The sequence below is a fragment of the Salinicola sp. MH3R3-1 genome (assembly GCF_001937155.1).
GTDB classification, from domain to species: Bacteria; Pseudomonadota; Gammaproteobacteria; order Pseudomonadales; family Halomonadaceae; genus Salinicola; species Salinicola halophyticus.
The window spans coordinates 64,585-82,691 of the sequence record NZ_MSDP01000014.1 but is presented as its reverse complement, the minus strand read 5'-3'; the positions used below and the strand labels follow the sequence as shown (position 1 = coordinate 82,691).

Here is an 18,107-nt window from a genome sequence, read left to right as displayed (position 1 = left end):
TACCCCGTTCAGTCGACAACGGTTGCCGTCAGATCAACGCAGTAGCGCCACAGCGCCTGGCCGCTCTCGAAATACTTCTGCTCGAACGGCGTCAGGAAAGTCTGCTCGAATGGTGTCATGGTCGAATCCCCCGGCACGAAGGCAGTGAGCTCGCCATCGACGCCACAGAGCGTTTCCACCCCCAGCGCGAACTCCTGAACGTAGATTTTCCAGTTGGAGCGCAGTTCGAGCCGCCCCCCCAGCGCCAGTATCGCCGGAAAGACCGGATGCCCGTGCCAGCGCTTCTTGAGCTGCGTGCTCTTGGGATACGGGTTGGGATAGAGCAGATAATGCTCGACCGGGCGCCATTCGGCGGCAAGTGCCAAGCGCCAGAAATCGACCAAATCGGCACGCACCAGCAACGCGTTGTCCGGCAACGCGCCGTGATCGCGAGACAGCCGCTGTTCGCTGCGATCCACGCCGATCACGGCGTGGTCCGGATGACGCTGCGCCAGCCGCCGCGTGGATAAGCCCACACCGCAGCCGGCATCGAGAATCAGCGGCCTATCCTGCGCCGCCAGCCAGCGGGCCGCCCCGTCGAAGGCAGCGCGCGTGTGCGCCGCCGGCGGGCGTTGCCATTCGCCGTCGCGAGCTCGCTGAACGCGGCGTATCAGATCCTGGTGCGGCCCCAGCTGGCTGGAAGTGATGGCGCGGGAAGACGCTTGCATGGCGAATACCGTTGAATGATGAGTACCTTGAATGATGAGTACCGTCGATGATGGCTACCGTAGAGTGATGAATGCCGTTTACCGGCGAACGACGGCTCGCGCATTCTATCAGTCTCGCCATCAGCCTCGACATCAGCATTCGCGCCGTTCGGGCATCGACATGCGCCCGGCGCCGGCCTCCGCAGCCGCGGCGGCATGATCACTTACTCTGCGCGGCATGACGCCGCGCGCGCGCAGGTGTATCATCCCTGCCCACATTCAGCCAATTCTGGCAATACGGCCTTCGATGGCATGCGCGGTCACTGCCTTGCGCCGGCTCAGGCTCTCTCGAGAGTTCTGCCTTGCCAGCTCAGGGGTACCGTCACCGACCGCGAGTCGGCGACGGCGCGCCTTCGGCGGGAGACGCCTTTTCATCGCAGTCGCGTTCTCTCCATGCCATGCGTTACCGATTGCCCCCAATGTTCACGAGGGACGTGGCTTGTCACATTTACCGGTAATCGTCGGTATGGGCGGCGTCAACGCCGCGGGTAGAACCTCGGGGCACCAAGCCTACCGCCGCACGATTCTCGACGTTCTGCCAGACGCCGAGCAGACGCAAACGCTCGTCGCCCTGGCCACCCTGATGCAGTTGATCACGCCACAAGGGAACGGTCAGTGGCTCGGTGCCGATGGGGAAACGCTGAGCGAACAGGCGGTCGTCGCCCGCTATCGCGAGTCCATTCTCAAGCACACGCTGATTCGGCGCATCGAGGACGACGCCTTTCGGGAAGCCGGAATCCCCGGCAACCGCGAAATGCGACTGACGCTCAAGGAGCCGATGCGTTTCACGACCTCACGACGACAGCTGCCGCAACCGCTGCCCGAGGGCTGGGAGATTCGCGAACTCGACAAGCAGACGGTCGAGGTCAGCATTCCCGCCGGCACGCTGGATGCGCTGCTGCCCGAACGGCGTCAGGCGCTGGTACGTGCCGCGGGGTGCCTGCCTGCGGGGTTCGCGCCGGACACCTTCTATCGCAGTGTCCACCACCCGCGCGGCCTGTCGATGGCGATCTTCGGTGTCAGCGACTGCCTCGGCCAGAGCGGCCTCGATTGGGAATCGCTGCGCGAGCGGGTCGATCCCGACGCCATTGCGGTCTATGCCGGCAACTCCATCGGCCAGCTCGATGATGCCGGCTGGGGCGGCATGCTCAAGAGTTTCGTCACCGGAAGCCGCACCACTTCCAAGCAGATGCCGTTGGGTTACGGCCAGATGCCGGCCGACTTTCTCAATGCCTACGTGCTGGGCAGCGTGGGTGCCACCGGCGCGATTCAGGGCGCCTGCGCTACCTTCCTCTACAACCTGCGCCTGGGCATCGACGATATTCGTCAGGGCCGCCGACGGATCGTCATGGTCGGCACCAGCGACGCGCCGGTGACGCCGGAGATCATCGAAGGGTTCCGCGCCATGAGCGCGTTGGCCGACGATCAGAGCCTGATGGCGCTGGATGCGCTGGAACTGCTGACCGACGAGGATTATCAGCGGGCCTGCCGGCCGTTCGCACGCAACTGCGGGTTCACCATCGCCGAAGCGTCGCAGTTCGTGCTGCTGATGGACGATTCGCTGGTACTCGAGACCGGCGCACAGATCCTCGCCGCGGTGCCGGAAGTCAACGTCAACGCCGACGGCTGGAAGCGTTCGATCTCCGCTCCCGGCATCGGCAACTACCTGACGCTGGGCAAGTCGGTCGCGCTGGCCACGTCGATCCTCGGCGAGCAGAGCGTCCGCCAGCGCAGCTATCTTCATGCCCATGGCACCAGCACGCCGAAGAACCGCACCACCGAGTCGCATATCTTCGATCAGGTAGCGCGGGCCAACGGTATCGAGAACTGGCCGGTCGCTGCGATCAAGGCGTTCATCGGCCACTCCCAGGGCAGCGCCGCCGGGGATCAGATCGCCAGTGCGCTGGGGACTTTCGCCCACGGCTGGGTGCCGGGCATTCCGACGCTCGATGCGGTCGCCGACGACGTCCATGCCGAGCGGTTGCGTTTCTTCCGCGAGCCGCTGGCATTCGAGGCCGACTGCAGCTTCATCAACGCCAAGGGCTTTGGCGGCAACAACGCCACCGGCCTGCTGCTGTCGCCGCAGGTGACCGAGCGCCTGCTAGCCAAGCGCCACGGCCAGCGTGCACTCGACGACTGGCGCCATCGTCGCGAACAGACGCTCGCCGCCGCGGCACGCTATGAAGCTGCCGCCGATGCCGGTCGGTTCGAGGTCATCTACCGCTTCGGCGAGGGCGTTCTGGAAGGGCCGGAGCTGGAAGTCGGCCGCGATTCGATCCGCATCCCCGGTTACGCCAACCCGGTGTCACTGAAGGTCGACAATCCTTTCGGTACACTGGACTGAATACGAGCGCGGAGTGCCTTGAATGCACAATATCGTCGTCTATCCCGGCACCTTCGATCCGATCACCAACGGTCATCGCGATCTGATTCACCGGGCCGCGCGGATCTTCGACAAGGTCGTGATCGCCGTTGCACAGAGCCCGCGCAAGCAGCCGACGCTGTCGCTCGACGAGCGCGAGGCGCTGGCCCGTGAGGTCGTTGCCGAATGGCCCAACGTCGAGGTGATCGGCTTCAATGGCCTGCTCACCGAGCTGCTGGTCCAGCAGCGGGCCCGCATCATTCTGCGCGGGCTGCGGGCGGTATCGGACTTCGAGTACGAGATGCAGCTGGCCAACATGAATCGCGCCCAGGCGCCGGACGTCGAGACGCTGTTTCTGACGCCGGAGATCGAGAACTCCTATATCTCCTCGACGATCGTGCGCGAGATCGCGCGCCTCGGCGGGGATGTTTCCCAACATGTATCGCCGTGCGTGGCCGAGGCCCTGCGGCGACGATTCGCGGCAGACGGCGACCAACCGTCAGGAGGACATTGATATGGCCCTGATGATCACCGATGAATGCATCAACTGCGATGTCTGCGAGCCGGAGTGCCCCAACGACGCCATCTCGCCGGGCGAAGAGATCTACGTCATCGATCCCAACCATTGCACCGAGTGCGTTGGCCACTTCGACGAGCCGCAGTGCCAGCAGGTCTGCCCGGTCGACTGCATTCCGCTCGACCCGGAGCACGAGGAGAGCAAGGATCAGCTGATGGAGAAGTACAAGATCATTACTGCCGCCTGACGATTCATGCCCGCAGCGTCGATCTGGACTGACTTTCTACAACGCCGCCTCCTTGGCGGCGTTATTCTGTCGGCTCTGTGACGGCAAATCGCTGACATCTTCATCGAGGCACCGGATTCCATCGGCACTGAAAAGAGGCAAGGAACGCGTGGCTCAACCCGATGCTCGCCCTGATGGCGAAAGCCCCGACCCGATCAGACGCTACACCACCGCTCATATCTGGCAGCTGGCCTGGCCGATCATCCTCTCCAATATCACCGTGCCGCTGCTGGGTCTGGTGGATACAGCGGTCGTCGGTCACCTGCCGGATTCGCGCTATCTGGCGGCGGTGACGCTGGGTGCGACGCTGTTCAGCTTTCTCTACTGGGGCTTCGGTTTCCTGCGCATGGGCACCACCGGGCTGACGTCCCAGGCGATGGGTCGCGAGGACGACAGCGGCGTAAGGCTGCTGCTGGCGCAGTCGCTGGTGATGGCGGTGGTGATCGGGCTGGCGCTGATCGTGCTGTCGAAACCGCTGATCGATCTCGGCCTGTGGCTGCTCGATGGCAGCGAAGCGGCGATGTCGCTCGCCGCCAGCTACGCTCACATTCGTATCTTCTCGGCGCCGGCGGTGCTGGCCAACTACGCGATCCTGGGCTGGTTCATCGGCCAGCAGAAGACACGGATCACCCTGGCGATTCTGCTGCTAACCAACGGCGTCAACATCGTGCTCGACCTGCTGTTCGTGGTCGGCTTCGGGCTGGCCAGCGACGGCGTGGCCTGGGCCTCGTTGATTGCCGATTACAGCGCCCTGGCCTTCGGGCTGTGGCGGGTCGCTGTTCACTGCCGCGATCTCGGCGGGTCGCTGTCGCGTCAGGCGCTGTGGGTATGGGAGCGCTACTCGGCACTGATTCGCGTCAACCAGCATCTGTTCGTGCGCACGTTGGGGCTGTTGTTCGCCCAGGCTTTCTTCGTCGCCCAGGGGGCCAATTTCGGTGATACCGTGCTCGCCGCCAATGCCGTGCTGCTGCAGTTCATCATGCTCACCTCGTTCGCGCTGGATGGCTTCGCCAATGCCGCCGAGGCGCTCACCGGGCGCTCCGTAGGGCGGCGTGACTGGCACGACTTCGGCGATGCCGTGCGCGCCGCCGGCAGGTTGTCGCTGCTGGTCGCGGGCGCTTCGATGCTGCTGTTCGCGGTCGCCGGCGACGGTCTCATATCGCTGCTCACCGACCTGCCGGAAGTTCGCGCCACCGCCGCCGACTACCTGCCGTGGATGATCGCGATGCCGGCGCTGGCGGTGTGGAGCTATCTGCTCGACGGCGTCTTCATCGGCGCCACCGAGAGCCGCGCCATGCGCGATACCGTCTGGCTGGCGATCGCCTGCTACCTGCCGATGTGGTGGCTGACCCAGAGCTATGGCAATCACGGCCTGTGGTTTTCGTTTCTGTTCTTCACCTTCATCCGCTCGTCCTCGCTCGGGCTCTGTTACCTGCGCTATCGCAAAACGCGCTGGTCACCTGAACACGGGAGCGAAATCTCCCCGGAATCAAGCCACTAGACCAAGGTTGACTGATGATTCCGGGAAGGATCGGGTAGGCTCGCGCTAACGGTTACCCGACGAGATCCCACGCCATGTTGCAGCGCCTTTCCCGCCCCGCGGTCAAGCTGGTCGAGCGTTATCTGCCCGACCCCTATATCTTCGTGCTGCTGTTGACGATCATCGCCGCGCTGGCCGCCATGCTGTTCGAACAGCAGACGCCGCTGGCGGTGATTCAGTACTGGGGCGACGGCTTCTGGGGGTTGCTGTCGTTCTCGATGCAGATGTTGCTGGTCCTGATCACCGGCTTCATGCTCGCCAACTCGCCGCCGCTGAAGCGGCTGCTGGACAGACTGGCCGCTACCGCCCGGACTCCGGCCCGCGCCATCATTCTGGTCACGCTGGTGTCGCTGGCCGCGAGCTGGATCAACTGGGGCTTCGGCCTGGTCGTCGGGGCGCTGTTCGCCAAGGCGCTGGCACGCCAGGTCCGGGTCGACTACCGCCTGCTGATCGCCAGCGCCTACTCCGGCTTCGTGGTCTGGCATGGCGGCCTTGCCGGCTCGATTCCGCTGACCATCGCCACGCCGGGCCATTTCAGCGAGGACCAGATCGGTATCATTCCCACCTCGCAGACGATCTTCGCCGCCTACAACCTGATCATCGTCGCGGCCTTGTTCGTGATCATGCCGCTGATCAATCGCTGGATGCTGCCGCCGGAAGAGGAGAGCGTCTTCGTCAGTCGCGAGCAGCTGGCCGAACCGCCGAGCCCCGATCCGAACGCCATCACCCGTCCGGCTGATCGACTCGAGACCAGTACGCTGCTGTCGCTGCTAGTGGGTATCCCGGGGCTGCTCTACCTGGCCTACTATTTCGTCTTCGCCGGCGGCGGGCTCAACCTCAACAGCGTCAACCTGCTGTTCCTGATGCTGGCCATCGTGCTGCATCGGACGCCAAGAAGTCTGCTCACCAGCCTCAACGAGGCGATCAAGGGCGGCGCCGGCATCGTCATCCAGTTTCCGTTCTATGCCGGGATCATGGGGATCATGATGCAGTCCGGTCTGGCGCAGTCGCTGTCCGAGATGTTCGTCGCCATCGCCAACGCCGACACGCTGCCGTTCTGGTCATTCATCAGTGCCGGCGTGGTCAACCTGTTCATCCCTTCCGGCGGTGGCCAGTGGGCGGTCCAGGCTCCGGTGATGCTGCCGGCCGCCAAGGCGCTGGGTGCCGATGTGTCTCGCGTCGCCATGGGGGTGGCCTGGGGCGATGCCTGGACCAATCTGCTGCAGCCGTTCTGGGCGCTTCCCGTTCTCGCCATTGCCGGCCTCAACGCCAAGGACATCATGGGCTTCTGCCTGATCCAGCTGGTGGTCACCGGCGTGGTGATCGGGCTGGGGCTGACCTTGCTGTAGCCACTGGCTGTCGGTAGCGCCTTTTCAAAAGCCGGCTTACCGCCGCGGGAGCCGGCGTTCGGGCCGATCGATGGGCAGCTGCGGCGAAACGTGCTTACATGTGGCGCACAATAACGTCTTGCCGCCATTCCGAGGACACCGTGACGCCCGATGACCTGCCTCGACAGCATGAACTGTCGATGACCGTACTCATGACCCCAGACATGGCCAACTTCAGTGGCAAGGTCCATGGCGGGGCGATTCTCAAGAAGCTCGACGAAGTCGCCTATGCCTGCGCCAGCCGCTATGCCGGCAGCTACGTGGTGACGCTCTCGGTCGATCAGGTGCTGTTCAAGCAGCCGATCCATGTCGGCGAGCTGGTGACCTTTCTGGCGACGATCAACCACGTCGGCCGCTCGTCGATGGAGGTCGGCATCAAGGTGCTGGCAGAGTCGATCCAGGAGCGAGTGATCCGGCATACCAACAGCTGCTACCTGACCATGGTCGCCGTCGATAGCGACGGGAACCCGGTCCCGGTGCCGGCACTGGAATTGAACACGCCGCTCCAGAAGCTACGCTTCGAGAAGGCCGCGCTACGCAAGACATTGCGCAAGCAGGAAGCCGAGGCGGAACGCAGCGCCGTGGCCGCGCATCTCAAGGCCTACCCGGCCGGTCAATGACACGGCCGATCCCCGCGACATACCCACCGATCACGCTGCCCTTGCGGACAAGGACGTTCGATGCCTGAAGCCGACCCTCGCCATCCACGCGCCACACGGCGGCTAAGCCCGCTCAGCGAGCGACTGCTGCTGGTCTGGGATTTCGCCGTCATCGCGCTGGTGGCGATCAATCTGGCGCTGCTGCTTTTCGATAGTCTCTATCTGATCGCGCCGCTCAACGCCGCCTTCGAAGCTGTCGCGCCGAGCCTTCACGACGCCTACGACACCACGATCCGGGCCAATTTCGTTGAGATCGATCTCTGCTTCGTCGCCATCTTCATTTTCGACGTGCTGCTGGGCTGGGCCATCGCGATCGCCCAGAAACGCTACGCGCGGTGGTTCTTCTATCCGTTCGTGCACTGGTACGACGTGCTTGGCTGCATTCCCCTAGCCGGCTTCCGGCTGCTCCGCGTGCTTCGTGTGGTCTCGCTGCTCGTCCGGCTGCAGCGACTGGGCGTGATCGACATCACCCGCTGGCGTCTCTACCGCTTCTATCGCACTTACTACGGCGTGCTGATGGAGGAGATTTCCGACCGTGTGGCGATCAACCTGCTGGAAGACATGCAGAACGAGATTCGGGACAGCCAGCACCTGACCCAGCGCATCTCGAACGAAGTGATTCAGCCGCGTAGGGCGGCCCTGGTCGATGAGGTGGCGGCGCGGCTGGAGCGAACGATCAACAAGGGCTACGCCGAGAACCACCAGCAGGTGCACCGATACGTCGCCGCGCTGGTGGCCAGAACGATGGAAGAGAACGACGAGCTACGCCGTCTGCGCCGGCTGCCCATGGGTGATGCCGTGGCCGAGAGTATCGAACGCAGTCTCAGCGATATCGCCAGCCGCGTGGTTCACGAGGCCATCGACGGGCTGCGCTCGCCGCATTTTCACTCGCTGATGACCGACCTGGTCGGCAGCGGTGTGGATGCCTGGCTACAGGTCGACGACAGGACCGATCGGGTCACTCAGCAAGTGCTGATCGACATGCTGGAACTGCTCAAGGAGCAGGTCGCCGTGAAGCGCTGGAAAAGCGAACTCAGCGAGCCGCGAACGCGCCATGACGCCCGCCCCGAATAGGCCTCGGAACGTGAGCCGAACGGTCAGCCGGGATCCTTGCGCCCCAGCATCCGGCGCAGGGTGTCGTCCCGGCGACCGAAATGGTGATACATCGCCATGACGATGTGCCCCACGATCATGAACGACAGCAGCCAGGCGAAGGTGCCGTGAAGCTTGCCGAAACCGGCGGCCCACGGCGCGTCGGCGCCTTCGAACCAGGCCGTACCGAACACATGGATCCCGTAACCCGAGCCCCAGGTCATCAGAGCGCCGGACAGCGGCATCAATATCAGCAGGGCATACATGATGACGTGCCCGGCGATGGCCAGGCGCTGCAGTCTCCCTTCATGGGCGGGCCGCCGTGACAGCTGCGACAGGGCCCACAGCGTGCGTATTGCCATCACGGTCAGGACACTGACCCCGATCGTCGTGTGCCAGGGCAGAATCAGCTGACTATAGGCGTTGTGCTCCCACAGAAAGCTGGAGAACACGCTGGTCAACTGTGCGATGACCAGCAACGCGATCAGCCAGTGAAAGGCTCGGGTGACCGACCCATAGTGTTGCGGGGAATCCTTCAACATCGTCCTGCCTCTGTGAATCACGTCGTGAAAGCCGACTGTCGTACATTCCCAACGCGCAGGCAACGACTCGATGAGCTGACGCGTCAGCCAAAGATCCGGAGCGTCAGCCAAAGATCCGCCGCTTCAACCTAAGACTCATGGCGTCAGAAGGATTCGCAGCCTCAGTCGATGATCCGAAGCACCGTGTAGGGCGCCTCGCAGGCTTCCCGTTCGTCGCGCTCGTCGATCCGGCCCAGCGTCATATCGCGATCGTTGTCGTAGGCGACGAACAGCCGCTCGGTATCGAGCACCGCCAACCCCTCGGCCTTGTGTTCGAACTCCAGCACTTCGCCGTGGGCGTCCTCGACGATCGACGGGCTGGCGCCACTGCTCAAGTCGGCCAGCGACATCGACCATAAATAGCCACCGGTCTGTTCGCCCTCCTCGTCCTCGATTTCGAAACTGGCCATCAGATAGAGACGATCGTTGTAGGGGTCGTACTCGAGACTGGAGAGCCCGCAGATATGGCGAACGCCGGCATACTCGGAGGGCTGGAAGCGATAGCGCTCGCAGAGCTCGTCGACGAACTCGAGATTGCCGTCGACCGTCATGCGGTAGTGCACGCCCACCACGCGGGCCACGTACTCGAAGTCGTCATGAGCCCGCCCTTGCTCGCGTACCCCGAACAGCAGCAGGCCGTCGCTCTCTTCGCCAAGATCGGGCCGCGACGGCACTGCCGCCAGCCCTTCGATCTTGTAGTAGGGCACGCCGATTGCGTCATCGAGCTTACGTCTCAGCTCCAGCGAACCTTCGACACCGTCACGTGGGTCCGGATCGACGACCTGCACGCGGTCCGGGTCGCCCACCGGCCAGATCAGCAGATGATTGTAGGCATTGAGATCGTGGCTCTCGTCATCGATACGATCGAAACCGGTGGTCGCCAGGATATAGCGGCCATCGACGGTCAGTGCGAAATCCTCGTACTTGACCGCGCGCCGAATGGCCTCGGCCGTCAGGAAACGATGGCTGTCCGGATCCGGCAGGCCATCGATCAGATCGAAGGCAAAAGCGGCTGACCGGCTTTCACCGGGAATCGGTTTGTCGCTGGCCAGAATCAGGCGCTGGCCGTCGAAAACCACGGCCGACACCTCGACGTTGACGAGTGAACCGTCGTCGTAGGTCAGCCCGGAAGGAAAACAGGTCAGCGTGCCTTCGGTGATGACTTCGGTACGTAGCATGGTGACTCCTCGTTCAATCGATGCGCATTTTTCCGCCGATGCCGTTCCAGTGGCGTCCACGGATGACATTGGCGCAAAAACGATTGCGTGCCTGACCCGACATGCGGGCATGAAAAGGGCCGGTGATTGGCCGGCCCTCGACGCACGCTGCTGTAGACGATCGACAATTCGCCCAGGCGGGCGTTGGCGAATTCCTGGTCTCAACCGCAGGCGATATCGGTGATTTTGCGCTGCTGATCGACCTTGATGTTGAGACGCTCGGATCGATAATCCATGGTGTAGTTCTTGCCGGGTTCCACGACACGAATGTTCTCGGCGCGCGAGCGCTCGCCGATACGCGCCTGCAGCTCGTCCGTCAGGATCTCGCCCACCAGACTGCCCACTTTCTGGGCGCCGCAGGCATCTTCGGGAACCGATTTCACATCGGGTGGCGGCGGCGCCTGATCGGGTTCGGGTGCGGTGCTGCAACCCGCCAATAGCATGCCGCTGATAATCATTGCCGCGCCGGGAATCTTCATCGCCTGCTCCTGTTGAGTACGATTTTTTAGATACGACTTTCTGAATAGGACTTTCTGAATGCGATTTGCTGGAAACGGTGTTCTGAAAACACCGTGCCGAATGCCCTGTCTCGTCGAACAGAATGTCGCATAAGTATCGAGTCGACAACGGATCATCTAACGCCCCACCATGACTCCTAGCCTAGCAGCTAGCGTCAGGCTCGGCATCGGCTGGTCGACCGGGCGCACTCCCGCTAAACTCAGACTCTGCCTGCACGAGTCAGGCCAGCCTCGTCGGCGGGCCACCGGGAGTCGCCATTGTCGATGGCTGCTCTGCAACAATCGAGCCTTGAGTTCATCGATCGCAAAGGAATGCCACCATGCGCCAGTCGCTCACGACCCATTTCGTCACTTCCGTCGCCGCCGCGGCGATCACCGCCAGTCTCGGCATCGGTCAGGCCATGGCCCAGGATGACCAGCAACCGATTCGGGTGGCTTCCAAGATCGATACCGAAGGCTCTCTGCTCGGCAACATGATCGTCGACGTGCTGGAGAACGCCGATCTGCCGGTCGACAGTCGGCTGGAGCTTGGTCCGACCAACATCGTGCGCCAGGCAATCGTCGCCGGGGATATCGATCTCTATCCCGAATATACCGGCAACGGCGCCTTCTTCACCGACACCACCGATGACCCGGCGTGGAAAGACGAACAGGCCGGCTACAACAAGATCAAGGCCGCCGACAGCGAAGCACACCAGCTGGCCTGGTTGACGCCGGCGCCCGCCAACAACACCTGGGCCATCGCCGTTCGCCAGGATGTGGCCGGTGACAACGACCTCTCCACCATGGCCGACTTCGGTCACTGGGTCAGCGACGGCGGTGAAGTGAAGCTGGCCGCCTCGGCCGAATTCGTCGAAAGCGACGCGGCGCTGCCGAGCTTCCAGCGCGCCTACGATTTCACGCTCAACGAAGATCAGCTGCTGGTGCTCTCCGGCGGCAACACCGCAGCTACCATTCGCGCCGCCGCGGAAGGCACCAGCGGTACCAATGCCGCCATGGTCTACGGCACGGACGGCGCCATCTCCGCCGCCGGCCTCAAGGTCATGGATGATCCGAAAGGCGTGCAGATGGTCTATGAGCCCGCCCCGGTGGTGCGTCAGTCTGTGCTCGATGCCCATCCCCAGATCGAAGGGCTGCTGAAACCGCTGTTCGAATCGCTCGATCGTGAAACCCTGCAGACGCTCAACGGCAAGATTCAGGTCGACGGCCTGTCGGCGGACAAGGTCGCCCACGACTACCTCGTCGAACAGGGCCTGCTGGACTGATTCGATCATGACGCTGGCACGATCTGCCGACTCTCGCCTGGTCGGCAACCGGGTGCTGCTGACGCTGCTGATTGCGGCGGTCGCCAGCAGCGTGCTGCTGCCGTTTGCCAGCCTGTCTCCCAACCGGCTGTCCTCGGGGCAGCCGATGATGCTGTGGCAAGCCCTGCCGGGGTGGCAGCTCACGGCGCTCGCGCTCATCGGGCTGGCGCTGCTGGCCGCGACATTGGCAAGGCCCTTGCCCCGGCGCACCTCTTTATGGCTTTCGCTGATCGCCACCCTGTCATTGCTGGGGCTGGATTTTTTCGCGCTCGGTGACTATGCCCACCGCGCGCTGGTCGATGCTTCACCGGCCGCACGTGTCTCTCAAGGCGCGACCTTCTGGATCCTGCTGTTCGCCAGCGCGCTGATCGCCATCGATGCGCTACAGCGGCTGCGTCTCGGGCTGGTCAAGCGCGCGCTGTTCGGCGCGGCGGCGCTGGCCGTGATCGGCGCCTGCTTCTCCGGCGATCTGCTTTCGCCGCTGTCGATCATGCGCGAATTCGCCAACCAGAAAGCGAATTTCGTCGATCAGCTGATTCGTCATCTGCTGCTGGTGGCGGGCGCGCTGATCCCGGCCCTGGCGATCGGCCTGCCGCTGGGGCTGCTGGTCAATCGCCGCGACGGTCTGCGCAACGGCCTGTTCAGCATGCTCAACGTATTCCAGACGCTACCGTCGATCGCCGTGTTCGGCCTGCTAATCGCCCCGCTTTCGGCGCTCGGCCGCGCCGTGCCGTGGCTTGGCGATCTCGGCGTTAGCGGCATCGGCGTGGCCCCGGCGATCATCGCCCTGGTGCTCTATTCGCTGCTGCCGATCGTTCGCAATACTTACTCCGGCCTGGCCGGCGTCTCTGCCGGCACGCTCGAAGCCGCGCGCGGCATGGGCATGACGCCACGCCAGATCCTGTGGCAGGTGGAGATCCCGCTGGCGCTGCCGGTGATTCTTTCGGGGTTGCGTATCGTCACCGTGCAGGCGATCGGCCTGGTGGTGGTCGCCGCGCTGATCGGGGCCGGCGGTTTCGGCGCCTTCATCTTTCAGGGCCTGGGGCAGTACGCCATCGATCTGGTGCTGCTGGGCGCCATCCCGACCATCGTGCTGGCGGTAATCGCCGACTTCGCGCTGCAGATTCTGGTCACGCTCAGCCGGCCGCCGGGCACTCGCTGAGCGTACTTTAGGGTCCCAATCAGGGAAGATCCGCATGATCGAGTTGCAAGGACTGACCAAGACCTACGCCGGCAAGAACGTCGTCGACGATGTCTCGCTGACGCTCGATACCGGCGAATTCGGGGTGCTGATCGGCCCCTCCGGCTGCGGCAAGTCGACCACGCTGAAGATGATCAATCGCCTGGTGCCGCTGAGCGGCGGGCGCATCATTCTCAACGGCGACGACGTCACCGAGCTGCCGGCGGAACAGCTTCGACGACGGATCGGCTATGCCATCCAGTCGACCGGGCTGTTTCCCCACTGGAGCGTGGCCCAAAATATCGCCACCGTGCCGCAGCTGCTCAAGTGGCCGAAGTCGCGCATCGACGATCGTGTCGACGAGCTGATGGCGATGTTTCATCTCGACCCGACCGAGTTCCGCCACAAGTACCCGCACCAGCTCTCCGGCGGTCAGGCGCAGCGCGTCGGCGTGGCGAGAGCGCTGGCCGCCGACCCCGAAGTACTGCTGATGGACGAGCCTTTTGGCGCCGTCGATCCGCTTACCCGCGAAGTGCTGCAGGCCGAAATGCGCCGCGTGCATAGGCAGACCGGCAAGACCATCGTCTTCGTGACCCACGACATGGACGAGGCGCTTCAGCTGGCGACGCGCATCGCGCTGCTCAATGGCGGCAAGCTGGTGCAGTACGACCGGCCCATCGAGCTGATGGTGAAGCCCGACAATGACTTCGTCCGCGAATTCATCGGCCAGGCGGATCTCGGTCTCAAGCTGCTCTCCCGGCGTTGGGTTCATCAGTATCAACGCGAGCCGAGTTTCGAGCACCATGCGACGCTGAAAGGTCTCGACCACTGCTGGCAACTCGACGACGCCGGCCGGCCGATCGCTCTCGAGGGCGCCCGGCTGGACGACGATCATCAAGTGACCGAAGTCAAACCCGAGTGGAGCGCCACGCCTGAGATGAGCATGAAGGAAGCGCTCTCCCGAATGGTGTGGTACCGCGTGATGGTACTGCCGGTGGTCGATGACGCCGGCAAGCTGATCGCCGAGATCGGCATGCAGGGGATCATGGGGATCGAGGCCGAAAGCGGACTGAGCGCAGGAGACCCGGCGTCATGAGTGGCGCAACTCAGGGGCTCGGCCGACTTCGCGCCGCCTCCGCCGGCAACGGCGTTCTGGGCGTGCTGATCGTGCTGCTGGTCGGACTGACGCTGGGCATGGGTCAACTCGAGCCGCTGTTTCGGGCGCTGTTTCCCGATCTCGGCAACCCGCTCTATTCGCGCGACAGCTTCCTCAACCTGATGCTCGCGCATATCGGCCTGGTGCTGATGTCGTCGCTGATCTCGGTGACGATCGGCGTCGCCGCCGGGCTATTCGTGACCCGCCCGGTCGGGCGCGAGTTCGAACCGATGGTGTCGTCGCTGGCCGCGATCGGCCAGACTTTCCCGCCCGCCGCGGTGCTCGCCATCGCCGTGCCGCTGGCCGGTTTCGGCTTCGCCCCGACGATCATCGCGCTGTCGCTCTACGGCCTGCTGCCGGTGATCCAGAACACCATCGCCGGCCTGGGCACGGTGCCGCATACCACGCTCGAAGCCGCCCGCGGCAACGGCATGAGCCGCTGGCAGATTCTGCGTCGGGTCGAACTGCCCTTGGCGATGCGAGTCATCATCGCCGGTATCCGCGTCTCGGTGATCATCAACATCGGTACCGCCACCATCGGCTCCACCGTCGGCGCCAAGAGCCTGGGCACGCCGTTGATCGCCGGCCTGGTCGGCAACAATCTCGCCTACGTGATCCAGGGCGCGCTGCTGGTCGGCCTGCTGGCGATCGTCACCGACCTGTTGTTCGAACGGCTGGAGCGGCGATATTCTTTTGGTGGCTAGTCGTTCGGCGGCTAGTCGTCGGTGGCACTCAGGTGCTCGCCGCTGTCATTCAGCACGATCTGTTTGCGCAGCTGCCGCACGAATGCCTCCAGCGCCGGCGATGAATGCAGTGGCTTGCGCCGCAGAATGCCGATTTCCCGCGGCTCGCGCATGTTGATGGGCAACCGGGTGATCTGCTCGAGGTTGAAGACGTCGACGCTGGACGCCGGCAGCAACGCATAGCCGAGCTTGGCTCTCACCATGGCGATCGCCGAACTCATGAAGCTCACTTCCCAGCTGGGTTCGATCCGCCTGCCGGCATGGCCCATTGCCAGATCCGCATAGTGCCTGGCGCTGGAGCCCGGGGTCATGGCGATGTACGGCATCTCATCGAGCCCGTACCAGGGCGATTCGCTACGTCTCACCACCCGCGGCGGCGTGATCAGGATCAGATCGTCGTGAAACAGCGGCTGAAAATCGAGCTCGCGATCCTGATCCAGCGGCGAGCCCAGCCCCATGTCGACGTCGCCTCGGCGTACCCACTGGTGGACCTGATCGGCCAAGCCGTCGCGCAAGGCAATGGTCACCCTGGGGTGGCGCTTGCGAAACGCGGCAATGGTACGCGGGAGCAGAGACGAGGCGACCGAGGGCAGCCCTGCCACTGTGAGTCTTCCCTGTTCGAGCTCGCGCACGTTGCGAGTCTCATCCAGCGCCAGAGTCATGTCGGCGAGAATTCGCCGGGCGTGGCCCAGAAACAGTTCACCTCCTTCCGTCAGCATCACTGTGCGCGTGTTGCGAGCGAACAGCGCGATACCCAATTCCTCTTCCAACTTTCGTATCAGGTAGCTCAACGCCGGCTGCGACAGGTGAATTTCCTTCGCGGCCCGCGTGAAGCTGGCCATCTCGGCGGTCAACACGAATGCGTGGAGTTGTCGTTGGTGAAACATCGCTCTTCCGAATAGATATTTTTTATCAATTCATAAGATATATGGCTTTGCCTGATCTTGTCGCCCTGCGCCATTGTCTCTGCCATCGACGGTTCAACGGATTCCCCATGTCATCTTCCCCATCCATTCGCTACGCACACATCGGCTGCGGTGCCGGGTTCGCCGGCGACCGCCCGGATGCCGCCGTCGCGCTGGTCGAAGCACTCGCCGAGCGAGACGGGGCGCGCTATCTGTTTTTCGAACTGCTGGCCGAACGCACCCTGGCCGAGGCACAGCTACGCAAGCTCGAAGACCCGGCCCTGGGTTATGCCACGCATCTGTTCGCCTTTCTCGAGCCGATCGTCGCGTCGTGCCTGACACACGGCATTCCGATCATCACCAACGGTGGCGCCGCCAACCCGGTGGCAGCGGCACAGCGGCTGCGCCGGCAGCTGAAGACCCAAGGCCTGGACGCGAAAATCGCCTGCGTGATGGGCGACGATCTGGGCGACGCGCTCGACGGCCAGACCGCGAGGGCCGACTGGCTTCCCGCCGACTGTCCGCGCGAGGAGGTCGTCTCCTGCAATGTCTATATCGGTGCGGAAGCGGTCACTCAGGCACTGCGCGACGGCGCCGATATCGTCATCGGCGGGCGGCTGGCGGACCCTTCGATGGCGGTCGGCGCGCTGCGTCACGCCCATGGCTGGGCGGCAGATGACTGGCAGCATCTGGCGGTGGCGACCGCCGCCGGCCACTTGCTGGAATGCGGAACCCAAATCACCGGCGGCTATTTCGCCGATGCCAGGCGCAAGACCGTCGCGGATCTCGCCAATCTTGGCTGCCCGATCGCCGAAGTCGGCAGCGACGCCAGCCTAGTCATCACCAAGACGCCGGGCAGCGGTGGCTGCGTCACCGAGCAGACGGTCAAGGAACAGCTGCTCTACGAGGTTCACGATCCGGCGGCCTATCTGACGCCGGACGTCACGCTCGATGTCTCGCGGGCGAGACTCGAAACCCTGGGCCCGGACCGGGTCGCGATACACGGCATTCACGGGCACCCGGCCCCCGCGACGCTCAAGGGCAACCTGGGGCTGCGCGGGTTGTGGTTCGGTGAAGCGGGCATCTCCTACGCCGGCCCTGACGCAGTGGAACGCGCCCAACTGGCGCTGGAGATTCTGCGTCAGCGCCTGGGCACCCGATTGCCGCAACTGAGGCCGCATTTCGATCTGATCGGCGTCGCCAGCCTGTTCAACGACGGCAGCGGCGAGTGGCTGGAAAAGCGCCTGAGGGAAGCCCCGGCGGTGGAAGACGTGCGGTTGCGCCTGGGCATCGTCGACCGCGACCGTGATGCCATCGACACGGCGCTGCAGGAACTCGAAGCGCTCTATCTCAACGGGCCGGCCGGTGGCGGTGGCGTGCGTCGGCAACTCGGCGAATCGCTGCGCACCCAATCTTTTTTGATCGCGCGCGAACGAGTCACGCCGTTCGTATCCTGGCAATGAGGCACCGATGACGAACCAAGACGTTTTACTTGCCGACTTCGCCCATGCCCGCGCCGGCGACAAGGGCGACACGCTGAACGTGGCCGTATTCGCCTTCGAGAGCCGCCATTACGCGTGGCTCGAGCAACACCTTGGCGAAGCGGCGATAGCGGCACGATTCGAGCATCGCCACCCAAGCAAGGTGACCCGATACTGCCTGCCCCATCTCGATGGCATGAACTTCGTCATCGAGGGCGCACTGGAAGGCGGCGTCAATCAGAGTGCGACGCTCGACCGCCACGGCAAGAGTCTGAGCTATCTGCTGCTGGGCATGCGTCTGCCGGCGCCCGACGGCTGAGCGACCCGATTCGACCCGATTCAACCGGTTTCGACTTCGGCCCTTCGACATTCACCTTTGTTCTGACCACGCCAAGAGACGCTCGAGCGTCCCACAACGCCAACTCACGGAGC

General features: G+C 63.9%; 19 protein-coding genes. 13 read left to right on the top strand and 6 right to left on the bottom strand.

All coding sequences use genetic code 11. The features are described from left to right. Positions 1-8: 8 nt before the first annotated feature. The gene (locus tag BTW08_RS09205; RefSeq protein ID WP_075562223.1) at positions 9-707 is read right to left on the bottom strand and encodes a methyltransferase domain-containing protein; all 699 of its coding nucleotides are present in this window, start codon (positions 705-707) and stop codon (positions 9-11) included. A 258-nt stretch (positions 708-965) separates the two neighbouring features. Then, complete coding sequence (locus BTW08_RS19130; protein ID WP_168170650.1) at positions 966-1,121, bottom strand: hypothetical protein; 156 nt, start codon at positions 1,119-1,121, stop codon at positions 966-968. A 91-nt stretch (positions 1,122-1,212) separates the two neighbouring features. Between BTW08_RS19130 and BTW08_RS09200 the strand changes: the two genes are divergently transcribed. The 7 genes from BTW08_RS09200 to BTW08_RS09170 all read left to right on the top strand — a co-directional run bounded on the left by BTW08_RS09200 (position 1,213) and on the right by BTW08_RS09170 (position 8,572). Further along, a complete protein-coding gene (locus BTW08_RS09200) occupies positions 1,213-3,090 on the top strand; it encodes a beta-ketoacyl synthase (protein WP_083627781.1) in 1,878 nt (625 codons plus the stop codon). Positions 3,091-3,112: 22 nt separating this feature from the next. Next, positions 3,113-3,622, top strand: coding sequence for a pantetheine-phosphate adenylyltransferase (gene coaD / locus BTW08_RS09195; RefSeq protein ID WP_075562221.1), 510 nt, complete (start codon positions 3,113-3,115; stop codon positions 3,620-3,622). 1 nt (position 3,623) lies between these two features. Further along, entirely contained in the window at positions 3,624-3,872 is a 249-nt protein-coding gene (locus BTW08_RS09190; RefSeq protein WP_075562220.1) for a YfhL family 4Fe-4S dicluster ferredoxin, read from the top strand. A 193-nt stretch (positions 3,873-4,065) separates the two neighbouring features. Then, complete coding sequence (locus tag BTW08_RS09185; protein WP_075562259.1) at positions 4,066-5,412, top strand: MATE family efflux transporter; 1,347 nt, start codon at positions 4,066-4,068, stop codon at positions 5,410-5,412. Positions 5,413-5,486: 74 nt separating this feature from the next. Next, positions 5,487-6,800 carry a short-chain fatty acid transporter gene (locus BTW08_RS09180; protein WP_075562219.1) on the top strand — a complete coding sequence of 438 codons (1,314 nt, stop codon included), beginning with the start codon at positions 5,487-5,489 and terminating at the stop codon, positions 6,798-6,800. A gap of 179 nt (positions 6,801-6,979) precedes the next feature. Beyond that, positions 6,980-7,459, top strand: coding sequence for an acyl-CoA thioesterase (locus tag BTW08_RS09175; RefSeq protein WP_245392107.1), 480 nt, complete (start codon positions 6,980-6,982; stop codon positions 7,457-7,459). Between the two features lie 60 nt (positions 7,460-7,519). Further along, positions 7,520-8,572, top strand: coding sequence for an ion transporter (locus tag BTW08_RS09170; RefSeq protein ID WP_075562217.1), 1,053 nt, complete (start codon positions 7,520-7,522; stop codon positions 8,570-8,572). 23 nt (positions 8,573-8,595) lie between these two features. On the opposite strand, the gene BTW08_RS09165 is transcribed toward BTW08_RS09170, so the two are convergent. The 3 genes from BTW08_RS09165 to BTW08_RS09155 all read right to left on the bottom strand — a co-directional run bounded on the left by BTW08_RS09165 (position 8,596) and on the right by BTW08_RS09155 (position 10,867). Further along, the gene (locus tag BTW08_RS09165; protein ID WP_083627780.1) at positions 8,596-9,132 is read right to left on the bottom strand and encodes a cytochrome b; all 537 of its coding nucleotides are present in this window, start codon (positions 9,130-9,132) and stop codon (positions 8,596-8,598) included. A gap of 161 nt (positions 9,133-9,293) precedes the next feature. Continuing rightward, positions 9,294-10,349: a hypothetical protein gene (locus BTW08_RS09160; RefSeq protein WP_075562216.1), complete on the bottom strand. Its 1,056-nt coding sequence runs from the start codon at positions 10,347-10,349 to the stop codon at positions 9,294-9,296. Between the two features lie 200 nt (positions 10,350-10,549). Next, positions 10,550-10,867 carry an I78 family peptidase inhibitor gene (locus BTW08_RS09155; RefSeq protein ID WP_075562215.1) on the bottom strand — a complete coding sequence of 106 codons (318 nt, stop codon included), beginning with the start codon at positions 10,865-10,867 and terminating at the stop codon, positions 10,550-10,552. 359 nt (positions 10,868-11,226) lie between these two features. Between BTW08_RS09155 and BTW08_RS09150 the strand changes: the two genes are divergently transcribed. Genes BTW08_RS09150 through BTW08_RS09135 form a run of 4 tightly spaced genes read left to right on the top strand, consistent with a single transcriptional unit; the run spans position 11,227 to position 15,250 of the window. After that, complete coding sequence (locus tag BTW08_RS09150; RefSeq protein WP_075562214.1) at positions 11,227-12,171, top strand: ABC transporter substrate-binding protein; 945 nt, start codon at positions 11,227-11,229, stop codon at positions 12,169-12,171. A 7-nt stretch (positions 12,172-12,178) separates the two neighbouring features. After that, on the top strand, positions 12,179-13,372 hold the full coding sequence (locus BTW08_RS09145) for an ABC transporter permease (protein ID WP_075562213.1): 1,194 nt from the start codon (positions 12,179-12,181) through the stop codon (positions 13,370-13,372). Between the two features lie 34 nt (positions 13,373-13,406). Beyond that, positions 13,407-14,486, top strand: a complete 1,080-nt coding sequence (locus BTW08_RS09140; protein WP_075562212.1) for an ABC transporter ATP-binding protein — start codon at positions 13,407-13,409, stop codon at positions 14,484-14,486. Next, complete coding sequence (locus tag BTW08_RS09135) at positions 14,483-15,250, top strand: ABC transporter permease (RefSeq protein ID WP_083627778.1); 768 nt, start codon at positions 14,483-14,485, stop codon at positions 15,248-15,250. Before BTW08_RS09140 ends, BTW08_RS09135 begins: the two co-directional genes overlap by 4 nt. 11 nt (positions 15,251-15,261) lie before the next feature. Here BTW08_RS09135 and BTW08_RS09130 read toward each other — a convergent pair whose 3' ends face one another. Then, positions 15,262-16,176: a LysR family transcriptional regulator gene (locus BTW08_RS09130; RefSeq protein WP_075562211.1), complete on the bottom strand. Its 915-nt coding sequence runs from the start codon at positions 16,174-16,176 to the stop codon at positions 15,262-15,264. A 107-nt stretch (positions 16,177-16,283) separates the two neighbouring features. On the opposite strand from BTW08_RS09130, the gene BTW08_RS09125 reads away from it, so the two are divergent. Beyond that, entirely contained in the window at positions 16,284-17,657 is a 1,374-nt protein-coding gene (locus tag BTW08_RS09125; protein ID WP_075562210.1) for an acyclic terpene utilization AtuA family protein, read from the top strand. Between the two features lie 7 nt (positions 17,658-17,664). Then, on the top strand, positions 17,665-17,994 hold the full coding sequence (locus BTW08_RS09120) for a hypothetical protein (protein ID WP_075562209.1): 330 nt from the start codon (positions 17,665-17,667) through the stop codon (positions 17,992-17,994). Positions 17,995-18,107: the final 113 nt, after the last annotated feature.

Excerpts from the sequence above, each read along its gene's own strand:
- BTW08_RS09205 (WP_075562223.1), bottom strand. The coding sequence starts at position 707 with ATGCAAGCGTCTTCCCGCGCCATCACTTCCAGCCAGCTGGGGCCGCAC.
- BTW08_RS19130 (WP_168170650.1), bottom strand. The coding sequence starts at position 1,121 with ATGAAAAGGCGTCTCCCGCCGAAGGCGCGCCGTCGCCGACTCGCGGTC.
- BTW08_RS09200 (WP_083627781.1), top strand. The coding sequence starts at position 1,213 with ATGGGCGGCGTCAACGCCGCGGGTAGAACCTCGGGGCACCAAGCCTAC.
- coaD (WP_075562221.1), top strand. The coding sequence starts at position 3,113 with ATGCACAATATCGTCGTCTATCCCGGCACCTTCGATCCGATCACCAAC.
- BTW08_RS09190 (WP_075562220.1), top strand. The coding sequence starts at position 3,624 with ATGGCCCTGATGATCACCGATGAATGCATCAACTGCGATGTCTGCGAG.
- BTW08_RS09180 (WP_075562219.1), top strand. The coding sequence starts at position 5,487 with ATGTTGCAGCGCCTTTCCCGCCCCGCGGTCAAGCTGGTCGAGCGTTAT.
- BTW08_RS09175 (WP_245392107.1), top strand. The coding sequence starts at position 6,980 with ATGACCGTACTCATGACCCCAGACATGGCCAACTTCAGTGGCAAGGTC.
- BTW08_RS09170 (WP_075562217.1), top strand. The coding sequence starts at position 7,520 with ATGCCTGAAGCCGACCCTCGCCATCCACGCGCCACACGGCGGCTAAGC.
- BTW08_RS09165 (WP_083627780.1), bottom strand. The coding sequence starts at position 9,132 with ATGTTGAAGGATTCCCCGCAACACTATGGGTCGGTCACCCGAGCCTTT.
- BTW08_RS09160 (WP_075562216.1), bottom strand. The coding sequence starts at position 10,349 with ATGCTACGTACCGAAGTCATCACCGAAGGCACGCTGACCTGTTTTCCT.
- BTW08_RS09155 (WP_075562215.1), bottom strand. The coding sequence starts at position 10,867 with ATGAAGATTCCCGGCGCGGCAATGATTATCAGCGGCATGCTATTGGCG.
- BTW08_RS09150 (WP_075562214.1), top strand. The coding sequence starts at position 11,227 with ATGCGCCAGTCGCTCACGACCCATTTCGTCACTTCCGTCGCCGCCGCG.
- BTW08_RS09145 (WP_075562213.1), top strand. The coding sequence starts at position 12,179 with ATGACGCTGGCACGATCTGCCGACTCTCGCCTGGTCGGCAACCGGGTG.
- BTW08_RS09140 (WP_075562212.1), top strand. The coding sequence starts at position 13,407 with ATGATCGAGTTGCAAGGACTGACCAAGACCTACGCCGGCAAGAACGTC.
- BTW08_RS09135 (WP_083627778.1), top strand. The coding sequence starts at position 14,483 with ATGAGTGGCGCAACTCAGGGGCTCGGCCGACTTCGCGCCGCCTCCGCC.
- BTW08_RS09130 (WP_075562211.1), bottom strand. The coding sequence starts at position 16,176 with ATGTTTCACCAACGACAACTCCACGCATTCGTGTTGACCGCCGAGATG.
- BTW08_RS09125 (WP_075562210.1), top strand. The coding sequence starts at position 16,284 with ATGTCATCTTCCCCATCCATTCGCTACGCACACATCGGCTGCGGTGCC.
- BTW08_RS09120 (WP_075562209.1), top strand. The coding sequence starts at position 17,665 with ATGACGAACCAAGACGTTTTACTTGCCGACTTCGCCCATGCCCGCGCC.